Raw genomic sequence first — 26,037 nt, 5'->3', positions numbered from 1 at the left:
TGCTTATTCGATACGCTTGTTCAATTGTTTTCGAACGTTATAAGCAAAGTTCATAATCGAAGCTTAGAGCCAAACAATGCACTCTTTTATGGCGGTTGCGTTACACATTAGTGCACTGTTAACGCAACCGCGTTACTTATAGGAACAGTCAATCAGCCGCGATAGTAGCGTTGTGGAACAAATGGCATTTTGCTTACAAGCAAAGGAACCTTTTTCCCACGAACAATTGCCCATACCGGTGTGTCGAGAGCGATATAAGCGCTGTCGAGGTAACCCATCGCCAAAGGACCGCCCAAGGTCGGCCCGAAACCGCCGCTGCAGACGCTTCCGATGATCTCGCCCGCTTCGTTGACGATCTCGGCACCTTCACGCACCGGGGTGCGTTCCTGTGGCAGAAGGCCGACGCGCTTGCGACTGACACCGCCCTGCTGCTGGGCGAATACGCTTTCAGCGCCCGGGAAGCCCCCAGCACGCGCGCCATCGGCACGACGTGGCTTGGAGAGGGCCCACAGCAGGCTGGCTTCGATCGGGGTGGTGTCGGTGTTCATGTCGTGGCCGTAGAGGCACAGGCCGGCTTCCAGGCGCAGCGAGTCGCGCGCGCCCAGGCCAATGGCTTCGACTTCCGGCTCCGCCAGCAGGGCGCGGGCAAGGGCTTCGGCGCTGGCGGCCGGCACGGAGATTTCAAAACCGTCTTCACCGGTGTAGCCCGAGCGGCTGACAAAGCAGTCCACACCCAGCAGTTTCACGCGAGCGAACTGCATGAACGTCATCTTCGCCACGTCCGGTGCCAGGCGTGCCAGCACAGTGACCGCCGCCGGACCTTGCAGGGCGAGCAGGGCGCGCTCTTCGAACAGCGGCTCGATCGTGCATTGTTCGCCAATGTGTTTGCGCAGATGCGCCAGGTCCTGATCCTTGCAAGCCGCGTTGACCACCAGGAACAGTTCGTCGTTACCCAGGTTGGCAACCATCAGGTCGTCGAGGATGCCGCCGGTTTCGTTGGTGAACATTGCGTAGCGCTGCATGCCCACCGGCAGGTCAATGATATCCACCGGTACCAGGGTTTCCAGGGCCTTGGCGGCATTGGCGCCGGTCAGGCGGATCTGGCCCATGTGCGAAACATCGAACAACCCGGCCTGATCACGGGTGTGCTGGTGCTCTTTCATCACGCCCAACGGGTATTGCACGGGCATGTCATAGCCGGCGAAGGGCACCATGCGCGCGCCCAGTTCGATGTGCAGTGCGTGCAATGGGGTTTTCAACAGTTGTTCGGTGGACATATTCAGCTCCTGAAAAAGTGCTTATGCAGGTGAGCGCACATCAGCACTCGATAATGTTGACCGCCAAACCGCCACGGGCGGTTTCCTTGTATTTGCTTTTCATGTCGGCGCCGGTCTGGCGCATGGTGCGGATGACCTTGTCGAGGGAGACGAAATGCTGTCCGTCACCCCGCATGGCCATGCGCACCGCATTGATGGCCTTGACCGAACCCATGGCATTGCGCTCGATGCAAGGTACTTGCACCAGCCCGCCAATCGGGTCGCAGGTCAGGCCCAGGTTGTGTTCCATGCCGATTTCCGCAGCGTTTTCCACTTGTTGCACCGTGCCGCCGAGGACTTCGCACAAGGCCCCGGCCGCCATGGAGCACGCCACGCCGACCTCACCCTGGCAACCGACTTCGGCGCCGGAAATCGAGGCGTTTTCCTTGTACAGGATGCCGATGGCCGCGGCAGTCAGCAGAAAGCGCACCACCCCGTCATCGTTTGCCGTGGGAATGAAGCGCATGTAGTAATGCAACACCGCCGGAATGATCCCGGCCGCACCGTTGGTGGGGGCCGTGACGACACGCCCGCCATTGGCGTTTTCTTCGTTGACCGCCAGGGCGTACAGGTTGACCCAGTCCAGCACCGACAGCGGATCGCGCAGGGACGATTCCGGGTTCTTGCACAATTGCCGATACAGCGCGGCCGCCCGGCGCTTGACCTTCAGGCCACCGGGCAGAATGCCTTCGTTACGGCAACCGGCGGCGACGCAGTCCTGCATGACCTGCCATATCTTCAACAGGCCGGCACGGGTTTCCGCTTCCGGACGCCAGGCACTTTCGTTGGTCAGCATCACCTGGCTGATGGACAAGCCGTAGGTGGCGCAGTGACTGAGCAGGTCCTTGGCGCTTTTGAAGGGAAAGGTCAGGGGAGTAGCGTCTTCGACGATGCGGTCGGCGCCGGCGGCGTCTTCATCGACGACAAAACCGCCGCCTACCGAGTAGTACTCGCGACTGCGGATTTGCAGGCCCGCGGCGTCGAATGCGCGAAAAATCATGCCGTTAGGGTGATAGGCCAACGGCTTGCGAATCATCGCCAGGTGTTCTTTCTCGTTGAACGCAATGCTGTGTTCGCCGAGCAGGTTCAAGCGCCCGTTGCCGCGAATGGCTTGAAGGCGGGCGGCGACGGTTTCGGTGTCCACGGTATCCGGATGTTCGCCTTCCAGGCCGAGCAGCACCGCTTTGTCGCTGCCGTGGCCCTTGCCGGTGGCGCCGAGTGAGCCGTAGAGCTCGACCTTGACGCAGGTGGTGGCCGTCAGCAGCCCTTCACGGCGCAAGCCTTCGGCGAAACGCGCGGCCGCGCGCATCGGACCGACGGTATGGGAGCTGGAGGGGCCGATGCCAATCTTGAACAGGTCGAACACGCTTAACGACATGGTTGTTCTCCGGTTTCTTGTTATGAGGAGCACACCGAACCTGTAGGAGCAAGGCTTGCCCGCGATGAACGATGACACGGTTCATCAGATAGACCGCATAACGGCCATCGCGAGCAAGCTTTGCTCCTACAGGGTTAAGCGTAGTTCTTACGCGTCTTGATAGCTTTCGATCGACGGGCAGGCGCAAACCAGGTTGCGATCGCCGAACACGTTGTCGACGCGACCGACCGGCGGCCAGTACTTGCCTTCGATCAGCGAAGCGACCGGATACACCGCCTGCTCGCGGCTGTACGGGTGCGACCACTCGCCGACCAGCTCCGCCGCGGTGTGCGGGGCGTTTTTCAGCGGGTTGTCGTCCTTGTCCAGGGTGCCGTTTTCCACCGCGCGGATTTCTTCGCGGATGCGGATCATGGCGTCGCAGAAGCGGTCCAGTTCTTCTTTGGATTCGCTTTCGGTCGGCTCGATCATCAAGGTGCCGGCCACCGGGAACGACATGGTCGGGGCGTGGAAGCCGAAGTCGATCAGGCGCTTGGCCACGTCATCGACGCTGATGCCGCTGCTGTCTTTCAATGGACGCAGGTCGAGGATGCACTCGTGCGCCACCAGGCCGTTGCTGCCGGTGTACAGCACTGGGTAGTGCTCTTCGAGGCGGCGGGAAATGTAGTTGGCGTTGAGGATCGCCAACTGCGAAGCGCGTTTCAGGCCGGCGCCACCCATCATGCGGATGTACATCCAGGTGATCGGCAAAATGCTCGCGCTGCCGAACGGTGCCGCACAGACCGCGCCTTCCTTGCGTGCCATTTGCGCGTGGCCCGGCAGGAAAGGAGTGAGGTGCGATTTCACGCCGATCGGGCCGACACCCGGACCGCCACCGCCGTGGGGGATGCAGAAGGTCTTGTGCAGGTTCAGGTGCGACACGTCGCCGCCAAACTTGCCCGGCGCGCAGAGGCCGACCATGGCGTTCATGTTGGCGCCGTCGATGTACACCTGGCCGCCGTTGTCGTGAATGATGCCGCAGATTTCGCGGATGCCTTCCTCGAACACACCGTGGGTGGACGGGTAGGTGATCATCAGCGCGGCGAGGTGTTCGCGGTGCTCGATGGCCTTGGCGCGCAGGTCTTCGATGTCGACGTTGCCGCGGGCGTCACAGGCGGTGACGACCACACGCATGCCGGCCATTTGTGCGGTGGCTGGGTTGGTGCCGTGGGCCGACGACGGGATCAGGCAGATGTCGCGACGGTCTTCGCCACGGCTCTGGTGGTAGGCACGAATGGCCAGGAGACCTGCGTATTCACCCTGGGAACCGGCGTTCGGTTGCAGCGAGATCGAGTCGTAACCGGTGGCGGCGCAGAGCATCGCTTCCAGTTCATCGGTCAGTTGCTGGTAGCCGGCGCTTTGCTCGGCCGGGGCGAACGGGTGCAGGGCGCCGAACTCGGCCCAGGTCACCGGGATCATTTCGCTGGCGGCGTTGAGTTTCATGGTGCACGAACCCAGCGGGATCATGGTGCGGTCCAGCGCCAGGTCCTTGTCGGCCAGTTTGCGCAGGTAGCGCATCAGCTCGGTTTCCGAGTGATAACGGTTGAACACCGGGTGGCTGAGGATCGGCGACTGGCGCACCAGTGCGGCCGGGATGGTGCTTTGTACTGAAGTGGCGACAGCGGCGAAGTCCGGCAGCGCTTTGCCGTCGGCCAGCAGGCTCCACAGGGTTTCGATGTCGGCCTGGGTGCTGGTTTCGTCGAGGGACAGGCCCAGACGCTCGGCATCGACCACGCGCAGGTTGATCTGTTGCGCGCGCGCTTTTTCGTGCAGCGCGGCGGTGTTGGCGCCGGTGTTCAGGGTCAGGGTGTCGAAGAAGCTGACTTGTTCAACTTGCAGGCCGAGGCTGCTCAGGCCCTTGGCCAGAATCGCGGTGAGGTGATGCACGCGATTGGCGATCTGCGTCAGGCCTTTCGGGCCGTGGTACACGGCGTACATGCTGGCGATGTTGGCCAGCAGCACTTGCGCGGTGCAGATGTTGCTGGTGGCCTTCTCGCGGCGGATGTGCTGTTCGCGGGTCTGCATGGCCAGGCGCAGGGCCGGCTTGCCGAAACGGTCCACGGAGACGCCGACCAGACGGCCCGGCATGTCGCGCTTAAAGGCATCTTTGGTCGAGAAGTAGGCAGCGTGCGGGCCACCGAAGCCCAGCGGCACGCCAAAACGTTGTGCACTGCCGATGGCCACGTCGGCGCCAAATTCGCCCGGTGGGGTCAGCAGGGTCAGGGCCAGCAGGTCGGCGGCTACCGCTACCAGTGCGTTGGCGGCGTGGAAGCGTTCGGTCAGTTCGCGGTAGTCGAACAGGTCACCGTTGCTCGCTGGATATTGCAGCAGTGCACCGAAGAACGGGGTCACGTCAGTCAGTTCAAGTTCGTCGCCCACCACTACTTCGATGCCCAACGGCTCGGCACGGGTGCGCAGTACGTCGAGGGTCTGCGGGTGGCAATGCACGGACGCGAAGAATTTGTGGCTGCCCTTGTTCTTGCTCAGGCGCTTGCAGAAGGTCATGGCTTCGGCGGCGGCGGTGGCTTCGTCGAGCAGGGAGGCGTTGGCGATCGGCAGGCCGGTGAGGTCGCTGATCAGGGTCTGGAAGTTCAGCAGCGCTTCGAGACGGCCCTGGGAAATTTCCGGCTGGTACGGGGTGTAGGCGGTGTACCAGGCCGGGTTTTCCAACAGGTTGCGCAGGATTGGCGACGGCGTGTGGGTGCCGTAGTAGCCCTGGCCAATGTAAGTTTTGAACAACTGGTTTTTGCTGGCGATGGATTTGATCAGCGCCAGGGCGTCGGCTTCGCTCAGGCCGTCTTCGAGGCCGAGGACGCTGGTGCCCTTGATGCTGTCGGGAATGACGCTGGCGCTCAGGGCTTCCAGGGAGTCGAAACCGAGGCTGTTGAGCATGGCTTGCTCGTCGCCGGCGCGCGGGCCGATGTGACGGGCGATGAATTCGTTGGCGGTAGTCAGGTTGACCTGGGTCATGTCGGTGCTCCTCAGGCTTCGGCTTGGGCTTTGATCAGACGGTCGTAAGCGTCCTGATCCAGCAGTTTGGCGACAGCCGAAGCGTCAGCGGGTTGGAAGCGGAAGAACCAGCCTTCACCCAGCGGGTCTTCGTTGACCAGTTCCGGGCTGCTGTCCAGCGCCGGATTCACTTCCAGCACTTCACCGTCCAGAGGCATGTACACGCCGCTGGCCGCCTTTACCGATTCCACGGTGGCTGCTTCAGCGCCCTTGTCGTAGGACTGCAGCCCCGGCAGTTGTACGAAAACCACGTCGCCCAGTGCGTTCTGTGCGAAAGCGGTAATGCCGACTGTGACAGTGCCGTCAGCTTCGGTGCGCAGCCATTCGTGATCTTCAGTAAAACGCAATTCGCTCATGGAAAACTCCTAAGGGGCCAGACTCGTCTGGTGGACGCGATTGAATGCTTGGGCATTTGCCCTGATTTATGAAAGGTAAGTAAGCAAGAACACGGCCAAAGTTTTTTTATCGTTAAAAATCAACAACATACGATGATTTCAAGAGGCCGTTGATTTCCTCGCTGTAGCGAAATCGCTACAGATGCAAGTGAAGATAAAAGCTGAAGTGGATCAAAGCCTTGCATGGCGGTGATCGGGGAGGGGTGTAGCGATATCGTTCCGCTGTAGCGCTTTCAGTACAGGTGGAGGTCGTTTTTGATGCACACCTGAAGGCAACACAAAGCCACTGTGGGAGCGGGCTTGCTCGCGATAGCGGAGTGACAGTCACCGTAAATGTTGAAGTTCCGACGCCATCGCTGGCAAGCCAGCTCCCACAGGGAGCTGCGGTGTTGAGGAAATCAGCGTTTACGGTTTGTTGGGGATGCCGTACTTGCGCAATCGATGAGCGATCGCGGTGTGGGAGGTTTGCAGGCGGCTCGCCAGTTGCCGGGTCGAGGGGTAGCTGACGTAGAGTTTTTCCAGGAGGTTTTTTTCGAACTCGTCCATGGCCTGTTCCAGGCTGTCGATGTCCTGGTCGCTCTGGCGCGCCACCGACGTGCCGGCAATGTCGAGGTCGCCGATGTCCACCAGGCTGCTTTCGCAAATGGCCGCGGCGCGGAAAATCACGTTTTGCAGCTGACGCACGTTACCCGGCCAGCGATTACCCAGCAGGGCCGGATAAGTGCCCGGCGCCAGGCGACACACCGGGCGCTGGATCTGCGCGCAGGCTTGCTGCATGAAGTAGCGGGCCAGCAGCAGAATGTCCTGGCCGCGTTCACGCAGCGGCGGGACTTCGACATTAAGGACATTGAGTCGGTAAAACAGGTCTTCGCGGAACTGGCCTTCGCTGACCATTTTTTCCAGGTTGCGGTGGGTCGCGCTGAGAATGCGTACGTTGACCTTCACTTCGCGATCGCCACCGACCCGGCGGAAACTGCCGTCGTTGAGGAAGCGCAGCAACTTGGCCTGCAAGTACGGCGACATCTCGCCAATCTCATCGAGGAACACCGTGCCCTGGTTCGCCAGCTCCATCAGCCCCGGCTTGCCACCCCGTTGTGCGCCGGTGAAGGCACCGGGGGCGTAGCCGAACAATTCGCTTTCGGCGAGATTCTCCGGCAGCGCCGCACAGTTCAAGGCCAGAAACGGTGAACTGTGCCGCGCACTGATGGCGTGGCAGGCCCGGGCCACCAGTTCTTTGCCGGTGCCGGTTTCACCCTGGATCAACAGCGGCGCATCAAGGGCCGCCACCCGTTGCGCGCGGACCTTGAGCGTGCGGATCACCGGCGATTCGCCCAGCAGCGCATCGAAACCTTCGGCGTGGTCGTGGTGCAGCGCCGACAGCTGTTCGCCGATGCGGTTCGGTTGATACAGGGTCAGCAGGGCGCCGGCGTCAGTGATCGGTGTGGCGTCCAGCAACAACGTCTGGCCGTTCACCGTGATTTCCCGCAGAGGCAGGCGAAAGCCGTGTTCTAGCAGGGTGTCGAGCAGCGCCGGGTCGCCGAACAGGTCGGCAACGCTTTCACCGGCCGGTTCGCGGCCATACAGGGCAATCAGCGCGGGATTGCCCAGCAGCACCTTGCCGGCACTGTCTAAAGCCAGCACCGGATCGGTCATGGCCGCCAATAGTGCATCGAGCTGCAGGTGCCGACGCTGGCCGGGCAGGATGTCGACTACTGTCATCGCCTGCACGCCGCGCACGCTGAGCAACGCATCGCGCAGCTCTTCGAGGACGTCCGGACTGAGGGTCGGCGCATCGATATAGACGTTGGGCGGAATCATTTCCACCGCATCCAGATTGAGATTGCGCCCACCGAGCAAGGCCAGGACTTCCTGGGTAATACCGACGCGGTCGATGAAGCTGACGTGGATACGCATGGGGCGGTTTCAGGTTCTGGAGTGCGGAGGGTGGCAAGTATGCCTTGGGGCGGGCGTTTGGTGAAATCTTGGGTAACATTCACCGAGCTGTCGAATCACACCGGGAATGAAAAGGCTCGTGGGTTTATGAAGCTGTCACTGAAATTTCAACCACCCTATGACTGGCCGGCGATGCTCGGCTTTTTGTCGGCGCGGGCAATTGTCGGAATGGAGGCGGTGGTCGACGGCGTCTACTCGCGCAGCATCGGCTTGAAAGGTGCTCACGGCAGCCTGTCGATCAAGCCCGCGACAGCGGACTCACTGGAGCTGACACTCGACTTCCCCGACCCGGCGGCCGTGCCCGAGATCGTCGCGCGAGTGCGACGGATGTTTGACCTGGATGCCGACCTGCCCCCGATTCATCAGCATCTGGCGGTTGATCCGCTGCTGGCGCGGTTGATTGCCGAACGTCCGGGACTGCGTGTGCCGGGGGCCTGGGACGGACTGGAATTGGCGATTCGCGCGGTGTTGGGCCAGCAGATTACGGTGGGTGCCGCGATCAAACTGGCGGGGAAGCTGGTGGCGCAATATGGCGCGCCATTGAACACGCCGCAGGGTGGCTTGAGTCACGTGTTTCCCGAGGCTGGGGTGTTGGCGCAAGCGGACCTGGCAACACTGGGGATGCCGAAAAGCCGTGGCCGCACATTGTCGGGTGTGGCCCAGGCATTGCTCGATGATCCGTTGCTGTTCGAGCCGGGTCGGCAGGGCGGTGTGGCGCGCTTGCTGGCCTTGTACGGCATAGGTGACTGGACGGCGCAATACATTGCCCTGCGGCAGTTGCGCGAGATGAATGGGTTTCCCACGGGGGATGTGGGGTTGATCAATGCCTTGACAGCGCTTGAGGGGCCGGGCGTGACGGCGCGGCAGTTGTTGTTGCGGGCTGAAGGGTGGCGGCCGTATCGGGGGTATGCGGCGCAGTTGCTTTGGACTTCGTTGAGTCGGTCGGATTGAGGCTGGCCCTGCTTTTGTGTTGATTGAACTGACGCCATCGCGGGCAAGCCTTGCTCCCACAGTAGGAGCGAAGACGATCGACTGTGGGAGCATGGCTTGCCCGCGATGGCGTCCGGAAGGTCACCACCACTGCGCGCGATGGGAGCCCAATTCGCAGGCGGCAATCGCCCACTGCAACGGCGTACCGGTGATTTTCAGTGGTACCTGCAACCGATGCGCCGGCCCCCAAGGTGTCTGTTCGACCAGCATCCCCTGATCGCTTTCATCCTCTGCCCGCAACGGCTGCCCGGTACCGGTCCCATTCTCGATCAACAACTTCGCCGTGCGCGCCAACGACAGCCGTGCCGAACCACCTTGTCCGCTGCGCAAGCGCTCTGCCAACAAGATGATCGCGCTAGCCGCCATCAGGTACCCGGTGGCGTGATCGAGGGCTTGCAGTGGAAGGGGCGTCGGTTTATCCGTTTTTTTCCACTGCATACCTGCTTGGGCAATGCCGCTGCTCATCTGCACCAGGCTGTCGAACCCGCGGCGATTCTGCCATGGGCCGCTCCAGCCATAGGCGTTGAGGCAAACGTCGATCAGCCCGGGGGCCAGTTTTTGCCGGTCACCGACACCGTACCCCAATCCTTCCAAAGCATCGGCGCGGTAGCCGTGGATCACGATGTCGGCGTCCTTGAGCAGGCTTTCGAACACGCTGCGATCGGTTGTGTCATGCAAGTCCAGGCGAGCACAGCGCTTGCCCAGCGTCATCTCCGGTATGACGCCCGGTTCGTTCCAGGTGGGCGGGTCGATGCGCAAGACGTCGGCACCCAGGCCGGCGAGGAAACGGCTGGCGACGGGACCGGCGAGTACGCGGGTCAAATCCAACACCTTGATCCCGGCCAGCGGCTGCGCCACCGATCCCTGCCAGGGTTTGGTGTTATGGCCATTGTGGGCGGCGAACTGAATCAACGGTTCGGCGCTCACAGCCTGACCTTGTGGATGGACCTGCCACTGCTCCTGGCTGCGCATCTCGGCGGCGCAGCCACCGGCATCGACCACGGCCTGCTCCAGATCGCTCTTGGCCCATTGCGCCACTTTGCTCGCCATCCCTGCACGGTCAGCGCAGGCGCCCAGCACCGATTCGGCGGCCGCGCGGTGATGGGGGGCATTGGTGTGCAGGCGAATCCAGCCATCCTTGGCGGCATAGTCACCGGCGATGGGGTCCCACAGTGGCGGAACGCTCCAGCCCAACGGACGGATCGAACTCGCGAACCAGAAAGACGCCAGGCGCCGGTCGACTTCGAGGCTGGGCAAGCGTCCAGTTCGTTGGTGCAACAATTCACTGATGGCCTGGCCGGCGACGGCGATACTGGCACAGGCCAGGTCCGTGACGGCAAACGCCGAGGGCAGGGCACCTGTGGAAGTGAAGGGGATTGGTGTGTGCGGCAAGCCGAGTGCGGCTTGAATGGACGTGAGTAAATCAGTCATCGAAGGCCCTCCGGAGCGAGAGCCCGAGCATAGATCAAAATCCGGGTCGATCGGATGAAATCCCCTGTAGGAGCAAAGCTTGCTCGCGATGGCGTCGTGACAGTCAACCATGCGGGGCCTGACCCGGCGCCATCGCGAGCAAGCTTTGCTCCTACAGTATTGTGTTGTTCATTACACCCGGAACTGATCCATCAGTTTCATCTGGTGGGTCGTCAGGTTGTTGAGTTGGCTGCTGATCTGCGCCGATTCGGTGGCCTGTCCGGTCAGGGTTTCGGTGACGGTGCGGATCGCCGAGACGTTGCGGTTGACCTCTTCGGCCACGGCGCTTTGCTGTTCGGCGGCGCTGGCGATTTGCAGGTTCATGTCACTGATGACGGTGACCGCGTCGCTGATTTTGCTCAAGGCCTGGACCGCTTGCTGGATCTGTCCGGCGTTGCTGTGGGCCTGGGTCTGGCTCGAATGCATGGTGGCGACCACGCCGCGGGTGCCGGACTGGATGCGCTCGATCACCAGGCGAATTTCTTCGACCGAATCCTGGGTGCGTTTGGCCAGGTTGCGCACTTCATCGGCCACCACCGCAAACCCGCGACCGCTCTCACCGGCACGGGCGGCTTCAATCGCCGCGTTCAGTGCCAGCAGGTTGGTTTGTTCGGCGATGCTGCGGATCACCTCCAGCACCGAACCGATCTGCTCGCTGTTCACCGCCAGTGCTTCCACTTCACTTACGGCCTTGCTGACTTCGTCGGCCAGTTGATTGATGTCGCGGGTACTGCGCTCGATGATCTGCATGCCATCGCGGGCTGACTGGTCGGCGCCCTTGGCGGCATTGGCGGCGTTCGACGCACTGTTGGCAACGTCGTGGGCGGTGGCGCTCATTTCGTTGGACGCGGTGGCAACCTGGTCGATTTCGCGGAACTGCACCTGCATGCCCTCGCTGGTCTGGCGGGCGATTTCCGAAGACTGGTCGGCCGTGCCGCGGGCGTCGGTGATGCTTTGCTTGATCTGCGCGATGGTCGGTTGCAGCTTGTCGAGGAAGCGGTTGAACCAACTGACCAGCTCGCCCAGTTCGTCTTTTTTGCCGTAGTGCAGGCGTTGGGTCAGGTCGCCGTCGCCACTGGCAATCGCCTTGAGCATGTCGGCCACGCTGTTGATCGGCCGCGTAACGCCCGAGGCGGTGAGCCAGATCAGCAGCAAACCGATCAGCCCGGCGATGATCGCTACACCCACTGCCTTGATCGTGCCGCTTTGCCGGGCGTCGTCGAGCACCGCCTGCAGTTTCACCGAGTCGGCCAGCAATACTTGCTTGGGCAGGTCGATCACCACGCCCCAGGCCTTGGCGTCGGCAATCGGGCTGACCGGGTACACCGCGCGGATCAGGTCACCTTGTTCGAGCACCTTCGGTGCGCCGGCACCCAGCAATTGCAGCGCGTCCTTGCCAACTGCGCCGAGAGTATCGCCGATGCTTTTGCCGACCTTCGTTGCATCGACACTGTAGGCAGCCATGACACCGGTGCCGGAAACAATCAACATGTGCCCGGCACTGTTGAACAGCTCGCGCTGGGCGTCGACCGCCGCGGCTTGCAGGGCATCGAGGGCGATATCGATACCGACCACGCCGATGGATTTGCCATCCACCAGCAGCGGCACGGAAATGGTGGTCATCAACACTTCCTTGCCGCCCACCGTATCGGCGTAAGGGTCGAGCAGACAGGTGCGCTTGCTGTCCCGAGGGCAGGTGTACCAGACGTTGTAGGGCGTGCCGCTGAGGTTCAGGGTGGTTTTGGTCATGTCCTCTTCGACCATGATCGTGTTGAGCGCTTCACCCCCGGCACGGCTCCAATAGGTCGCGAATCGGCCGATCTCGTTGGACTGGCGGGCGGCGTCACTGACGAACTCACTGTCCTTGCCGTCCAGGCCATTGGGTTCGAACGCCAGCCAGATACCCAGCACTTTGCCGTTGCGCTCGAAAGCGGTTTTCAGGCTCTGGTTCAACTCTTCACGCAGGGCGCCGGGCTCGAGCGAGCGCTTGGCGGCCATGGCACGCATGTCCTTGATCTGATCCGCCAGCGCGGTCACCACGGTCAGGGTCTCACCGAAGGTCTTCTGCACCCGCACCGACTGCTCGGCCGCCTTGGCCTGCAACAGGTTTTGCACACTTTCGGTGAGCATCTTGCGGCTGGAGGCGCTGACCAATTCATCGTTCTGGTTGGTCTGGTAGAAGTTCATGCCCACGATCAACGTGACTACGCCGAGCAGGCACAGACCGGAGAGCAGGACAGTTTTCAGGCGGATGGACAGTGAGTCGAACATAGGGCGAACTCGCGAATGGGTGAGGTGTTGGCTGGAGTCGGGAACTACTCGTTACGCCAAATCCATTCAGCGCCATTCATGGCACATCGGCGTCGGCATGTGGTGCATGAGGCCGATGCCGACGAACGGTCATGGTTGAACGTTTGCGGGGGAAAATGTGCCGAAAAGCGGAAAAAAACGAGAAAAACCGCGGTGTAATTCAGGGCCGATTGCCCAGGCCCATCCCGCTCGGCTTCTTAACTGCGCCCCGACAAATACGTCGCGTAATCTGGAATCCGGTGCGTGTGCGCCTGATCCATCAACGGACTGCTGAGCAAGTAGTCGGCGCTGCATTCGTTGCACGCCACCGGAATGTTCCAGACCGCCGCAACGCGAAGCAATGCCTTGATGTCCGGGTCGTGGGGTTGCGGTTCGAAGGGGTCCCAGAAGAACACCAGCATGTCGACCCGTTGCTCGGCGATTCGCCCGCCGAGCTGTTGGTCGCCGCCCAGCGGGCCGCTGATCATGCTCTCTACGGGCAGGTCGAGGCGTTGTTGCAATAACAATCCCGTGGTGCCGGTGGCCACCAGTTCGTGTTGCGCGAGCTTGTCTTTCTGCCGCTCGGCCCATTCCAGCAGAAACACTTTGCAGTGGTCGTGGGCGACCAGGGCGATGCGCTTGCGCGCTGCGATGGTCTTTTCGGTAAAGGTGATTCCGATCATCGGGTGCTGCTCCGGAAATCATACGTACTTGTAGGAGCGAGCCTGCTCGCGATGGTCGTCAACGATGACGCGGGAAACCTGACACCCCACGGCGATCTTGAGTCCATCGCGAGCAGAGCTCGCTCCTACAGGAAGGGGGGCGAGGCTTATTCGGCGTTACACAACGCCAGGCAGTTATCGAGCATGCGGTTGGAGAAGCCCCATTCGTTGTCGTACCAGGCCAGTACCTTGAGCAGCTTGCCGCTGGTTTTGGTGTGGTTGGCGTCGAAGATCGACGACAGCGGGTTGTGGTTGAAGTCGCTGGAGACCAGCGGAAGGGTGTTGTAGCCGAGGATCTTCGAGTGCTGGCTGGCATGCTTGAGCAGTTCGTTGACCTCTTCGGCCGACGCTTCACGCTTGAGCTGCACGGTCAGGTCCACCAGGGACACGTTGATCACCGGCACGCGCACCGACATGCCGGTCAACTTGCCAGCCAGTTCCGGCAACACCAGGCCGACTGCTTCGGCCGCACCGGTCTTGCTCGGAATCATGTTCTGGGTAGCCGAACGGGCACGGTACGGATCGACGTGGTAGACGTCGGTCAGGTGCTGGTCATTGGTGTAGGCGTGGATCGTGGTCATCAGACCGCTTTCGATGCCCAGTTCGCGGTGGAGCACCTGGGCCACCGGGGCCAGGCAGTTGGTGGTGCACGACGCGTTGGAAATAATCTGGTGCGATTGGCGCAGAATGTCGTGGTTGACCCCGTAAACCACGGTGGCGTCGGCGCCCTTGGCCGGGGCCGAGATAATCACTTTGCGTGCGCCGGCCGTAATATGCGCGGCGGCTTTGGTGCGGTCGGTGAACAGACCGGTGCATTCGAATACCACATCAATCTTTTCCGCGGCCCAGGGCAGGTCGGCCGGATTGCGAATGGCGCTGACGGAGATACGGTCGCCGTTGACCGTGAGGCTTTCCTGATCATGCTGGACATCGGCGTCGAACGTGCCATGAACCGTGTCGTACTTGAGCAGGTGCGCGTTGATCGCGCTGTCCCCCAAATCGTTGATGGCGACGATCTGCAGATCCTGACGATAGCCTTGGGTATAGAGTGCGCGCAGAACGTTACGGCCAATGCGGCCAAAACCATTGATTGCTATTCGTAGAGTCATTTGTCAGCGCCGCCGTCGTTTTGTTGTTGGAATTACAAGATTATTCGCAAAAAAATAGAAAACAAGCCTTTTTAATGGCAATATTTTGTTCAATCTACAACGAGTGACCTGAATCAACTGGTCCCAATGATCAACAAACGCCGTCTGTCATCCCATCGACAACGGTTGTTGATCAGCATAGACAATCAGGTCGCCACATCCGTTAGCCTGGAGTTCTACACATGCATCCCCGCGTCCTTGAGGTCACCGAACGGCTTATCGCCCGCAGCCGCGCCACGCGTGAGGCTTACCTGACACTGATTCGCGGTGCGGCCAGCGACGGTCCCATGCGCGGGAAACTGCAATGCGCCAACTTCGCCCACGGCGTGGCCGGTTGCGGCAGCGATGACAAGAACAGCCTGCGGATGATGAACTCCGCCAACATCGCAATAGTTTCGTCATATAACGACATGCTCTCGGCGCACCAGCCGTACGAAGTCTTCCCTGAGCTGATCAAAAAAGCCCTGCGCGAGATCGGCTCGGTCGGCCAGTTCGCCGGCGGCACCCCGGCCATGTGCGATGGCGTGACCCAGGGCGAGCCGGGCATGGAGCTGAGCCTGCCGAGCCGTGAAGTGATTGCGTTGTCCACCGCCGTGGCGTTGTCCCACAACATGTTCGATGGCGCGCTGATGCTGGGCATCTGCGACAAGATCGTCCCCGGCCTGATGATGGGCGCGTTGCGGTTCGGTCATCTGCCGATGATTTTCGTGCCGGGCGGGCCGATGGTGTCGGGCATTTCCAACAAGCAGAAAGCCGATGTGCGCCAGCGCTATGCCGAAGGCAAGGCCAGCCGCGAAGAGCTGCTGGAATCGGAAATGAACTCCTACCACAGCCCCGGTACCTGCACCTTCTACGGCACCGCCAACACCAACCAGTTGCTGATGGAAGTCATGGGCCTGCACTTGCCGGGCGCTTCCTTCGTCAACCCGAACACGCCGTTGCGCGATGCCCTGACCCGCGAAGCCGCGCACCAGGTCACGCGCCTGACCAAGCAGAACGGCAACTACCTGCCGATCGGCGAAATCGTCGACGAGCGTTCGCTGGTCAACTCCATCGTCGCCCTGCACGCCACCGGCGGTTCCACCAATCACACTCTGCACATGCCGGCCATCGCCATGGCGGCGGGCATCCAGTTGACCTGGCAGGACATGGCCGACCTCTCCGAGGTGGTGCCGACCCTGAGCCACGTCTACCCGAACGGCAAGGCCGACATCAACCACTTCCAGGCCGCGGGCGGCATGTCGTTCCTGATCCGCGAACTGCTGGAAGCCGGGCTGCTCCACGAAAACGTCAACACCGTGCTGGGCCATGGCCTGAGCCGCTACACCCAGGAACCGTTCCTCGATAACGGCGAACTGGTCTGGCGCGAAGGCGTGACCGAAAGCCTCGATGAAACCATCCTGCGTCCGGTCGCTCGTGCATTCTCGCCAGAGGGCGGCTTGCGGGTGATGGAAGGTAACCTCGGTCGTGGTGTGATGAAGGTGTCGGCCGTGGCCGTGGAAAACCAGATCGTCGAAGCGCCGGCCATGGTGTTTCAGGATCAACAGGATCTGGCCGACGCGTTCAAGGCCGGTTTGCTGGAGAAGGATTTCGTCGCGGTGATGCGCTTCCAGGGCCCGCGCTCCAACGGCATGCCGGAACTGCACAAGATGACGCCGTTCCTCGGCGTGCTGCAGGATCGCGGCTTCAAGGTTGCACTGGTGACCGACGGGCGAATGTCCGGCGCGTCGGGGAAAATCCCGGCAGCCATTCACGTCAGTCCCGAAGCTTATGTGGGCGGCGCTTTGGCGCGGGTGCAAGAGGGCGATATCATCCGCGTCGATGGCGTCAAAGGCACTTTGGAGCTTAAGGTGGACGCCGAAGAATTCGCAGCGCGCACGCCGGCCAAGGGATTGTTGGGCAACAACATCGGCACCGGTCGCGAGCTGTTCGGTTTCATGCGTATGGCCTTCAGCTCGGCGGAGCAGGGCGCCAGCGCCTTTACTTCTGCCCTGGAGACGCTTAATTGAAACTGGCTTTGGTCGGTGACATCGGTGGGACCAACGCACGGTTTGCGTTGTGGAAAAGCCAGCAACTGGAATCGGTCCAGGTACTGGCGACGGCCGACCACGCCAGCCCGGAAGAGGCGATCAGCCTTTACCTGAGCGGGCTGGGGCTGGCGCCGGGTTCGATCGGCTCGGTGTGCCTGTCGGTGGCCGGCCCGGTCAGCGGCGACGAATTCAAGTTCACCAACAATCACTGGCGCCTGAGTCGGCAGGGTTTCTGCCGGGCCTTGCAGGTCGAGCAACTGTTGCTGGTCAATGACTTCTCGGCGATGGCCCTGGGCATGACCCGTTTGCAGCCGGGCGAATTTCGCGTGGTTTGCGAAGGTACGCCGGAGCCATTGCGCCCGGCGGTGGTGATCGGTCCGGGCACAGGCCTGGGCGTCGGTACTTTGCTCGACCTCGGCGAAAGGCGCTTTGCCGCGCTGCCGGGGGAGGGCGGTCACGTCGATTTGCCGCTGAGCAGCCCGCGTGAAACTCAATTGTGGCAACACATCTTCAACGAGATCGGCCATGTCAGCGCCGAAACGGCGTTGAGCGGCGGCGGCTTGCCTCGGGTCTACCGGGCGATCTGTGCGGTGGACGGCCACACGCCAGTGCTCGACACCCCGGAAGCGATCACCGCTGCCGGTCTGGCGGGCGACCCGATTGCCCTGGAAGTGCTCGAACAGTTCTGCTGCTGGCTCGGTCGCGTGGCCGGTAACAACGTACTGACCACCGGCGCGCGCGGTGGCGTGTACATCGTCGGTGGCGTGATTCCGCGCTTCGCCGATTTCTTCCTCGAAAGCGGTTTCGCCCGGTGCTTTGCCGACAAGGGCTGCATGAGCGATTACTTCAAGGGGATACCGGTGTGGCTGGTGACGGCGCCGTATTCCGGGTTGGTGGGCGCGGGTGTGGCGCTGGACCAGATGTAAGACCGAGTTGCCTTCATCGCGAGCAAGCATTGCTCCCACAGGGGCTGCAGCGAAACCTGTGGGAGCAAAGCTTGCTCGCGATGGGGCCGGAACAGACAACATAGATTTACGCTCCATCAGGCATAATCCGCCCAATTCCAACAACAAGGACGCCGCCCCGTGAGCTCAGTCAACAAGTCGATATTGTTGGTCGATGACGATCAAGAGATACGCGAGTTGCTGGACACCTACCTGACCCGCGCCGGTTTCCTGGTCCGCACCACACCCGATGGCGCCGGGTTTCGGCAGGCGTTGAACGATCAGCCGAGCGACCTGGTGATCCTCGACGTGATGCTGCCGGACGAGGACGGTTTCAGTCTGTGTCGCTGGATTCGCCAGCACCCCAAGCGAGCGCAGGTGCCGATCATCATGCTCACCGCCAGCTCCGACGAGGCCGACCGGGTTATCGGTCTGGAGCTGGGTGCTGACGATTACCTGGGCAAACCCTTCAGCCCCCGTGAATTGCAGGCACGCATCAAAGCCCTGTTGCGCCGGGCCCAGTTCGGCCAGGAGCGCAACGGCGGTGAAGTGCTGGCTTTCGATGACTGGCGGCTGGACATGGTCAGCCACCGGTTGTTTCACATCGATGGCGAAGAGGTGATTCTGTCCGGCGCCGATTTCGCCTTGTTGAAACTGTTCCTCGATCATCCCCAGGAAATCCTCGATCGTGACACCATCGGCAACGCCACCCGGGGCCGTGAACTGATGCCGCTCGATCGCATCGTCGACATGGCCGTCAGTCGCCTGCGCCAGCGCCTGCGCGATACGGAAAAACCGCCGCGGCTGATTCGCACCGTGCGTGGCAGCGGTTACCAATTGGCCGCCAATGTGATTGCCAGCAATGGTCACTGAGTCCCTGCGCAAACTGACTCGACGGGTGCCGGTGCCGCGCTCGCTGCTCGGGCGCATGTTGCTGCTGACCCTGCTGGCAGTGTTGTTCGCCCAGGCGTTGTCGAGCGTGATCTGGGTGTCGCAATTGCGCGCCACGCAGCTTGAAGGCCTGGTCACTAGCGCCCGCAGCCTCGCCCATTCGATGACCGCCAGTGTCAGCTACTTCCGTTCGTTGCCGGTGGCATTCCGGCCATTGGTGCTCGATCAGTTGCGCAGCATGGGCGGCACGCGGTTCGTGGTTACGCTCAACGACAAACCACTGGGCATGGAAGTCTTGCCGATCACGCCGCGCAAGGCGGCGGTGATCAAAGCGGTGGATGAAGTGTTGCGTCAATCCCTGGGCCAGGACACCGATATCTCGGTGACCTTTGTCAGTCCCGAAGACCTGCGGATCTTCAATGGCGGCCTGAAACTCGACGAACTGCCACGTTCCTGGGCGCACTACGCGTTGACGCTGGAACCGGTGAACCCGCCGGTGCTGGTGACGCAGATCCAGATGGCGCCCGGCGAATGGCTGTACATCGCCTCGTTGTTGCCCGAACCCTACACCAGTCTTGAAGAACAAGGCCTGCCGGCGCAACAGGTGTGGTTCATCGTGCTCACCAGCGGCTTTCTGCTGTTGTTCATTGGCCTGTTGGTGCATTGGCAGAGCCGTCCGCTCAAGCGTCTGGCGCGGGCGGCGCGGGACCTGTCGCTGGGCGCCGACGTCGAGCCGGTAGCCGAGGGCGGCGGCAGTGAAGTGGTCGAAGTCGGCCGTGCCTTCAACACCATGCGCGAGCGCATCAGCCGCTACCTGACCGAGCGCAGCCAGTTGTTCAGTGCGATTTCCCATGACCTGCGCACGCCGATCACCCGGTTGCGGCTGCGGGTCGAATTGCTCGAAGACGAAAAACTGCAAGCCAAGTTCGGCCGTGATCTGGACGAATTGGAGTTGCTGGTCAAAGGCGCGCTGCAATGCGTGAAAGACACCGATATCCACGAAAACATCGAGCCGGTGGATCTCAATCATGTACTCCATTGTCTGGTGGAACCTTATCTGGCACCGAACGGCAACGGCCGCGTGACCCAGCAGGGGCGGGCACTGGCGGCTTATCCGGGCAAGCCGCTGGCGCTCAAGCGTTGCATCGGCAACCTGATCGACAACGCCTTGAAATACGGACAGAACGCGCACCTGCACATCGATGACGACGACAGTGCGTTCGTGCTGCATGTCGACGACGAAGGGCCGGGGGTTCCCGAGCAGCGGCTGGAGCAGGTGTTCGAGCCACACTTCCGTCTGGCCGGGCAGCAACAGGGGTATGGGTTGGGGCTGGGGATCGCCCGGAACATTGCCCATAGCCATGGGGGGGAAGTGAGTTTGCAGAATTTGCGTGAGGGTGGGTTGCGGGTGACGTTGCAGTTGCCCCGCAGTATTGAATAGCGATACCGCGTTATCGTTCATCGCGAGCAAGCTTTGCTCCCACAGTTGTGCGCGCTTACCTGTAGGAGCAAAGCTTGCTCGCGATGGCGTCAGACCAGCCGACACACTCCTCAAGGCGATTGTCACAAGTTGGTGACATAACTCGCCCCCTTCGTTACAAGCCCGCCCCGGCCCGTTGTTTAGACTCCCCTCAGTCATAACAACAAAAAAGGCCCCCCATGCACACCTTCCAACCCGCCTTCAGCAGTTGGCTGAATGCACCCGCCCATCAGCAATGGCTCGCCGCCGAAGGAATTCGCCTGCTGGCGTTTGCCAAGGCTTCGAAGCTGCCTGAAGGCTTCGGCAATCTCGACGAACGAGGTCGTTTGCCGGCCGATGCGCAAGCCGAAACCATGAACACCGCGCGCATGACCCACAGCTTCGCCTTGGCCCACATCCAGGGCCTGCCGGGGTTCGCCGAGCTGGTGGATCACGGCATCCAGGCCCTGCGCGGGCCGTTGCGCGATGCGCTGCACGGTGGCTGGTTCGCCGTCGCCGAACACCGTGACGGCAATACCGGCAAGAACGCCTACCTGCATGCCTTCGTGGCGCTGGCCGCCAGTTCCGCACTGGTCGCACAACGTCCCGGCGCGCAAGCCTTGCTCGATGATGCCATCGACATCATCGACAGTTATTTCTGGAGCGAGGAGGAGGGCGCGATGCGCGAGTCCTTCAACCGTGACTGGACAGCAGAGGAAGTCTATCGCGGTGCCAATAGCAACATGCACGCCACCGAAGCCTTTCTCGCACTGGCCGATGTCACCGACGACAAGCGCTGGCTGTGCCGGGCCCAGCGCATCGTTGAACGGGTGATTCATGGTCATGCGGCCCCCAACGGCTACCTGGTGATCGAGCATTTCGACCGCGAATGGCAGCCGTTGCGTGAATACAACCGCGACAACCCGGCCGACGGTTTTCGCCCGTACGGCACCACGCCTGGGCACGGTTTCGAATGGGCACGGCTGTTGTTGCACCTCGAAGCGGCGCGAGTGCGAGTCGGGATGCTCACACCGGGCTGGCTGGCCACCGATGCGCAAAAACTCTTCGAGCAAAACTGCCTGCATGGCTGGGACGTCGATGGTGCGCCGGGCATTGTCTACACCCTCGACTGGGACAATCGCGCCGTGGTTCGCCACCGCCTGCACTGGACTCATTGCGAAGCGAGCGCCGCTGCCAGTGCCTTGCTCAAGCGCACCGGCGATGCGCAATACGAACACTGGTACCGACTATTCTGGGAGTTCTGTGACCGTCATTTCATCGACCGCTGCGAGGGTAGCTGGCACCACGAACTCGATCCGTTGAACCGCCCGAGTGCCGATATATGGGCGGGCAAACCGGATCTTTATCACGCCTGGCAAGCCCTGTTGATCCCGCGCCTGCCATTGGCGCCGAGCATGGCCAGTGCTCTGGCAGCGTTGTCCCAGAGCGCTCCTGTGTAACCATATGGTGACATTCGCGCGTCCCTTCGTTACCTGCCAAGGGTTGGCGCCTGTTTAAAATCCTATGCAGCGCAAGCAACAGACTTGCATGCATAACAACAAGAAAGGTGCTCCTAGATGAATGCGATTTCTCGCCTCGCTACTGTCATTTCTCTCGCTTCCCTGTCTGCGCTCCCCCTCAGTGTCCTCGCTGCCGAATCCAAAGGTTCCGTTGAAGTCGTTCACTGGTGGACGTCCGGTGGTGAAAAGGCAGCGGTCGATGTCCTCAAGGCTCAAGTCGAAAAAGACGGCTTCACCTGGAAGGACGGCGCAGTCGCCGGTGGTGGCGGTTCCACGGCCATGACCGTTCTCAAGAGCCGCGCCGTCGCCGGCAACCCGCCGGGCGTTGCCCAGATCAAGGGCCCGGACATCCAGGAGTGGGGCAGCACCGGTCTGCTCAGCACCGACGCGTTGAAAGACGTTTCCAAGGCGGAAAACTGGGATGGCCTGCTGTCGAAGAAAGTCTCCGACACCGTGAAATATGAAGGCGATTACGTGGCCGTGCCGGTGAACATCCACCGCGTCAACTGGCTGTGGATCAACCCTGAGGTGTTCAAGAAAGCCGGGATCGAAAAAGCCCCGACTACCCTCGAAGAGTTCTATGCCGCTGGCGACAAGCTCAAGGCCGCCGGCTTCATCGCGCTCGCCCACGGCGGTCAGCCTTGGCAGGACAGCACCGTGTTTGAAGACGTGGTGCTCTCGGTAATGGGTGCCGACGGTTACAAGAAAGCCTTGGTCGACCTGGACCAGAAAACCCTGTCCGGCCCGGAGATGACCAAGTCGTTCGCCGAGCTGAAAAAGATCACCGGCTACATGGACCCGAACCGCGCCGGTCGTGACTGGAACATCGCCGCCGCCGACGTCATCAACGGCAAGGCCGGCATGCAGATGATGGGCGACTGGGCGAAAAGCGAATGGACCGCCGCGAAGAAAGTCGCCGGCAAGGACTACGAGTGCGTGCCGTTCCCGGGCACCGAAAAAGCCTTTACCTACAACATCGACTCCCTGGCGGTGTTCAAGCTCAAGGCCGATCGCAAGGGTGACATCGCTGCCCAGCAAGACCTGGCCAAGGTCGCATTGGGTACCGACTTCCAGAAAGTCTTCAGCATGAACAAGGGTTCGATCCCTGTGCGTAACGACATGCTGAACGAAATGGACAAGCTCGGTTTCGACGAGTGTGCCCAGAAGTCGGCGAAGGACTTCATCGCGGACGACAAGACCGGCGGCCTGCAACCGAGCATGGCGCACAACATGGCCACCTCCCTGGCCGTGCAGGGCGCGATCTTCGACGTGGTCACCAACTTCATGAACGACAAGGACGCTGATCCGGCCAAGGCCAGTGCCCAACTGGCGTCGGCGGTCAAAGCGGCCCAGTAATCCCTGACACCGCCGCATCCCTGTGGGAGCAAGGCTTGCCCGCGATGGCTGACTGACATTCAACACAGATGTCGACAGTTACACCGCTATCGCGAGCAAGCTTTGCTCCCACAAGGGAGCACCGTGCCAGTTTCACTCCTCTAAACCTGGATTATCCCGATGAGCTCTGTGGCGGTTTTCAGCAAAGCCTCACCGTTCGATGCGCTGCAACGCTGGTTACCCAAGTTGGTACTGGCGCCGAGCATGCTGATCGTGTTGGTTGGCTTTTACGGTTACATCATCTGGACGTTCATTCTGTCCTTCACCAATTCCAGCTTCATGCCGAGCTACAAGTGGGTCGGCCTGCAGCAATACATGCGCCTGATGGACAACGACCGCTGGTGGGTCGCGAGCAAGAACCTCGCGCTGTTCGGCGGCCTGTTCATCGGCATCAGCCTGGTGTTGGGGGTGTTCCTCGCGGTGCTGCTGGACCAGCGCATCCGCAAGGAAGGCTTCATCCGCACCGTCTACCTGTACCCGATGGCGCTGTCGATGATCGTCACCGGCACTGCGTGGAAATGGTTGCTCAACCCGGGCCTGGGTCTGGACAAGATGCTGCGGGACTGGGGCTGGGAAGGTTTTCGTCTCGACTGGCTGGTGGATCAGGATCGCGTGGTGTATTGCCTGGTGATCGCCGCCGTGTGGCAAGCCTCCGGCTTTGTCATGGCGATGTTCCTCGCCGGCCTGCGCGGTGTCGATCAGTCGATCATTCGTGCCGCGCAAGTCGACGGTGCGAGCCTGCCGACCATTTACCTGAAGATCGTGTTGCCGAGCCTGCGCCCGGTGTTTTTCAGTGCCTTCATGATCCTTGCGCACATCGCGATCAAGAGCTTCGACCTGGTGGCGGCGATGACCGCTGGCGGTCCTGGTTATTCGTCCGACCTGCCGGCGATGTTCATGTACTCCTTTACTTTCAGCCGTGGCCAGATGGGCATCGGTTCGGCCAGCGCCATGCTGATGCTCGGTGCCGTGCTGACCATCCTCGTGCCGTACCTGTACTCCGAGCTGCGAGGCAAACGCCATGACTGATCAATTCGGAAAGCGCGGCCTGAGCTTCAGCCGGATCGCCATTTACACAACCCTGTTGTTGGCGGCGGCGGTGTACCTGATCCCGCTGGTGGTGATGTTGCTGACCAGCTTCAAATCCCCGGAAGACATCCGCACCGGCAACCTGCTGAGCTGGCCGGCCGTGATCGACGGCATTGGCTGGATCAAGGCCTGGGATGTGGTGGGCGGCTACTTCTGGAACTCGGTGAAAATTACCGTACCGGCGGTGCTGATCTCGACCTTCATCGGTGCCATGAACGGTTACGTGCTGTCGATGTGGCGCTTCCGCGGTTCGCAACTGTTCTTCGGTCTGTTGCTGTTCGGCTGCTTCCTGCCGTTCCAGACCGTGCTGCTGCCAGCCTCGTTCACCCTCGGCAAGTTCGGCCTGGCCAACACCACCAGCGGCCTGGTGCTGGTGCACGTGGTCTACGGCCTGGCGTTCACCACGCTGTTCTTCCGTAACTACTACGTGAGCATTCCGGATGCCCTGGTCAAGGCTGCACGCCTGGATGGCGCGGGCTTCTTCACGATTTTCTGGAAGATCCTGCTGCCGATGTCGATCCCGATCGTGATGGTCTGCCTGATCTGGCAGTTCACCCAGATCTGGAACGACTTCCTGTTCGGCGTGGTGTTCGCCAGTGGCGATGCCCAGCCGATTACCGTGGCCCTGAACAACCTGGTCAATACCAGCACCGGGACCAAGGAATACAACGTTGATATGGCCGCCGCGATGATCGCCGGGCTGCCGACACTGTTGGTCTACATATTCGCTGGCAAGTATTTCCTGCGTGGGCTGACGTCCGGCGCGGTCAAGGGGTAGAAACATGGCAACTCTCGAATTACGCAACGTCAACAAGACCTACGGTGCCGGTTTGCCGGACACCCTGAAGAACATCGAACTGAAGATCGATGACGGGGAGTTCCTGATCCTGGTCGGCCCGTCCGGTTGCGGCAAATCCACCTTGATGAACTGCATCGCGGGCCTGGAAACCATCAGCGGCGGCGCGATCCTGGTGGATGACGCCGACATCAGCGGCATGAGCCCGAAAGATCGTGACATCGCCATGGTGTTCCAGTCCTATGCGCTGTACCCCACCATGAGCGTGCGGGACAACATCGCCTTCGGCCTGAAGATTCGCAAAATGCCGACTGCCGACATCGACGAAGAAGTCGCTCGCGTCGCCAAGCTGTTGCAGATCGAACACCTGCTCAACCGCAAACCCGGCCAGCTCTCCGGTGGTCAGCAACAGCGGGTGGCGATGGGCCGTGCGTTGGCGCGGCGGCCGAAGATTTATCTGTTCGACGAACCGTTGTCCAACCTCGACGCCAAGCTGCGGGTCGAGATGCGTACCGAAATGAAGCTGATGCACCAGCGCTTGAAAACCACCACGGTCTATGTGACCCACGACCAGATCGAAGCCATGACCCTGGGCGACAAGGTGGCGGTGATGAAGGACGGGATCATTCAGCAATTCGGCACGCCGAAAGACATCTATAACAACCCGGCCAACCTGTTCGTGGCGAGCTTCATCGGTTCGCCGCCAATGAATTTCATCCCGCTGCGTTTGCAGCGCAAGGACGGTCGCCTGCTGGCGCTGCTCGACAGTGGCCAGGCCCGTTGCGAATTGCCGCTGGGCATGCAGGACGCCGGTCTTGAAGACCGCGAAGTGATCCTCGGCATGCGTCCCGAACAGATTGTCCTGGCCAACGGTGAGGCGAACGGTTTGCCGACCATCCGCGCCGAGGTGCAGGTCACCGAACCGACCGGGCCGGACACCCTGGTGTTCGTCAATCTCAACAACACCAAGGTCTGCTGCCGCCTGGCGCCCGACGTTGCACCGGCGGTGGGCGAGACCCTGACCCTGCAATTCGATCCGGCGAAAGTGCTGCTGTTCGATGCCAAGACCGGTGAACGCCTGGGGGCTGCCGGCCTGCCGAAAGCCGAGAGCCACGCTGACAACGTCGCCCAATTCAAAGGCCGCTGAAGATCAAAAAATGTGGGCTCCCACAGGGGATGTAACCGCGTTAGATAAAAACAGTTAATA

At 61.4% G+C, this 26,037-nt stretch carries 19 protein-coding genes and 1 pseudogene; 10 read left to right on the top strand and 10 right to left on the bottom strand.

Annotation, left to right across the window (positions count from 1 at the left end):
• Positions 1–152: 152 nt before the first annotated feature.
• The 5 genes from gcvT to GPL81_RS07535 all read right to left on the bottom strand — a co-directional run bounded on the left by gcvT (position 153) and on the right by GPL81_RS07535 (position 8,048).
• Positions 153–1,277 carry a glycine cleavage system aminomethyltransferase GcvT gene (gene gcvT, locus GPL81_RS07555; RefSeq protein ID WP_160106252.1) on the bottom strand — a complete coding sequence of 375 codons (1,125 nt, stop codon included), beginning with the start codon at positions 1,275–1,277 and terminating at the stop codon, positions 153–155.
• A gap of 40 nt (positions 1,278–1,317) precedes the next feature.
• Positions 1,318–2,694: an L-serine ammonia-lyase gene (locus GPL81_RS07550; protein WP_160106250.1), complete on the bottom strand. Its 1,377-nt coding sequence runs from the start codon at positions 2,692–2,694 to the stop codon at positions 1,318–1,320.
• 147 nt (positions 2,695–2,841) lie between these two features.
• Positions 2,842–5,700 carry an aminomethyl-transferring glycine dehydrogenase gene (gene gcvP / locus GPL81_RS07545; protein WP_160106248.1) on the bottom strand — a complete coding sequence of 953 codons (2,859 nt, stop codon included), beginning with the start codon at positions 5,698–5,700 and terminating at the stop codon, positions 2,842–2,844.
• A gap of 11 nt (positions 5,701–5,711) precedes the next feature.
• Complete coding sequence (gene gcvH, locus GPL81_RS07540; RefSeq protein ID WP_160106247.1) at positions 5,712–6,095, bottom strand: glycine cleavage system protein GcvH; 384 nt, start codon at positions 6,093–6,095, stop codon at positions 5,712–5,714.
• Between the two features lie 444 nt (positions 6,096–6,539).
• Positions 6,540–8,048, bottom strand: a complete 1,509-nt coding sequence (locus GPL81_RS07535) for a sigma-54-dependent transcriptional regulator (protein WP_160106245.1) — start codon at positions 8,046–8,048, stop codon at positions 6,540–6,542.
• A 126-nt stretch (positions 8,049–8,174) separates the two neighbouring features.
• Between GPL81_RS07535 and GPL81_RS07530 the strand changes: the two genes are divergently transcribed.
• The gene (locus GPL81_RS07530) at positions 8,175–9,038 is read left to right on the top strand and encodes a DNA-3-methyladenine glycosylase family protein (RefSeq protein ID WP_160106243.1); all 864 of its coding nucleotides are present in this window, start codon (positions 8,175–8,177) and stop codon (positions 9,036–9,038) included.
• Positions 9,039–9,158: 120 nt separating this feature from the next.
• On the opposite strand, the gene GPL81_RS07525 is transcribed toward GPL81_RS07530, so the two are convergent.
• The 5 genes and pseudogenes from GPL81_RS07525 to gap all read right to left on the bottom strand — a co-directional run bounded on the left by GPL81_RS07525 (position 9,159) and on the right by gap (position 14,667).
• Positions 9,159–10,508, bottom strand: a complete 1,350-nt coding sequence (locus GPL81_RS07525) for a CoA transferase (protein ID WP_160106241.1) — start codon at positions 10,506–10,508, stop codon at positions 9,159–9,161.
• Positions 10,509–10,679: 171 nt separating this feature from the next.
• Positions 10,680–11,435: a methyl-accepting chemotaxis protein gene (locus GPL81_RS31940; RefSeq protein ID WP_372237755.1), complete on the bottom strand. Its 756-nt coding sequence runs from the start codon at positions 11,433–11,435 to the stop codon at positions 10,680–10,682.
• Between the two features lie 102 nt (positions 11,436–11,537).
• Positions 11,538–12,545: pseudogene (locus tag GPL81_RS31935) on the bottom strand (methyl-accepting chemotaxis protein); the annotation flags it as partial.
• Between the two features lie 509 nt (positions 12,546–13,054).
• Entirely contained in the window at positions 13,055–13,519 is a 465-nt protein-coding gene (locus tag GPL81_RS07515) for a methylglyoxal synthase (protein ID WP_160106237.1), read from the bottom strand.
• A gap of 146 nt (positions 13,520–13,665) precedes the next feature.
• Complete coding sequence (gene gap / locus GPL81_RS07510; protein ID WP_096509362.1) at positions 13,666–14,667, bottom strand: type I glyceraldehyde-3-phosphate dehydrogenase; 1,002 nt, start codon at positions 14,665–14,667, stop codon at positions 13,666–13,668.
• Between the two features lie 221 nt (positions 14,668–14,888).
• On the opposite strand from gap, the gene edd reads away from it, so the two are divergent.
• From edd to GPL81_RS07465, 9 genes are all read left to right on the top strand, one after another.
• Positions 14,889–16,715 carry a phosphogluconate dehydratase gene (edd, locus tag GPL81_RS07505; protein ID WP_160106236.1) on the top strand — a complete coding sequence of 609 codons (1,827 nt, stop codon included), beginning with the start codon at positions 14,889–14,891 and terminating at the stop codon, positions 16,713–16,715.
• Complete coding sequence (locus GPL81_RS07500) at positions 16,712–17,662, top strand: glucokinase (protein WP_160106234.1); 951 nt, start codon at positions 16,712–16,714, stop codon at positions 17,660–17,662. Before edd ends, GPL81_RS07500 begins: the two co-directional genes overlap by 4 nt.
• 159 nt (positions 17,663–17,821) lie before the next feature.
• Positions 17,822–18,553, top strand: coding sequence for a response regulator (locus GPL81_RS07495; RefSeq protein WP_160106232.1), 732 nt, complete (start codon positions 17,822–17,824; stop codon positions 18,551–18,553).
• Positions 18,554–18,584: 31 nt separating this feature from the next.
• A complete protein-coding gene (locus tag GPL81_RS07490; protein ID WP_425502543.1) occupies positions 18,585–20,012 on the top strand; it encodes an ATP-binding protein in 1,428 nt (475 codons plus the stop codon).
• Positions 20,013–20,230: 218 nt separating this feature from the next.
• On the top strand, positions 20,231–21,490 hold the full coding sequence (locus tag GPL81_RS07485) for a D-mannose isomerase (protein WP_160106228.1): 1,260 nt from the start codon (positions 20,231–20,233) through the stop codon (positions 21,488–21,490).
• Between the two features lie 117 nt (positions 21,491–21,607).
• A complete protein-coding gene (locus tag GPL81_RS07480; RefSeq protein ID WP_160106226.1) occupies positions 21,608–22,906 on the top strand; it encodes an ABC transporter substrate-binding protein in 1,299 nt (432 codons plus the stop codon).
• A 159-nt stretch (positions 22,907–23,065) separates the two neighbouring features.
• Positions 23,066–23,974, top strand: coding sequence for a carbohydrate ABC transporter permease (locus tag GPL81_RS07475; RefSeq protein ID WP_096509369.1), 909 nt, complete (start codon positions 23,066–23,068; stop codon positions 23,972–23,974).
• Positions 23,967–24,812 carry a carbohydrate ABC transporter permease gene (locus tag GPL81_RS07470; RefSeq protein ID WP_160106224.1) on the top strand — a complete coding sequence of 282 codons (846 nt, stop codon included), beginning with the start codon at positions 23,967–23,969 and terminating at the stop codon, positions 24,810–24,812. Before GPL81_RS07475 ends, GPL81_RS07470 begins: the two co-directional genes overlap by 8 nt.
• A gap of 4 nt (positions 24,813–24,816) precedes the next feature.
• Complete coding sequence (locus tag GPL81_RS07465) at positions 24,817–25,977, top strand: ABC transporter ATP-binding protein (RefSeq protein WP_160106222.1); 1,161 nt, start codon at positions 24,817–24,819, stop codon at positions 25,975–25,977.
• Positions 25,978–26,037: the final 60 nt, after the last annotated feature.

The organism is Pseudomonas izuensis, assembly GCF_009861505.1.
In the GTDB taxonomy this organism is placed as follows: domain Bacteria; phylum Pseudomonadota; class Gammaproteobacteria; order Pseudomonadales; family Pseudomonadaceae; genus Aquipseudomonas; species Aquipseudomonas izuensis.
This window is presented reverse-complemented; position numbering and strand designations above follow the sequence as displayed.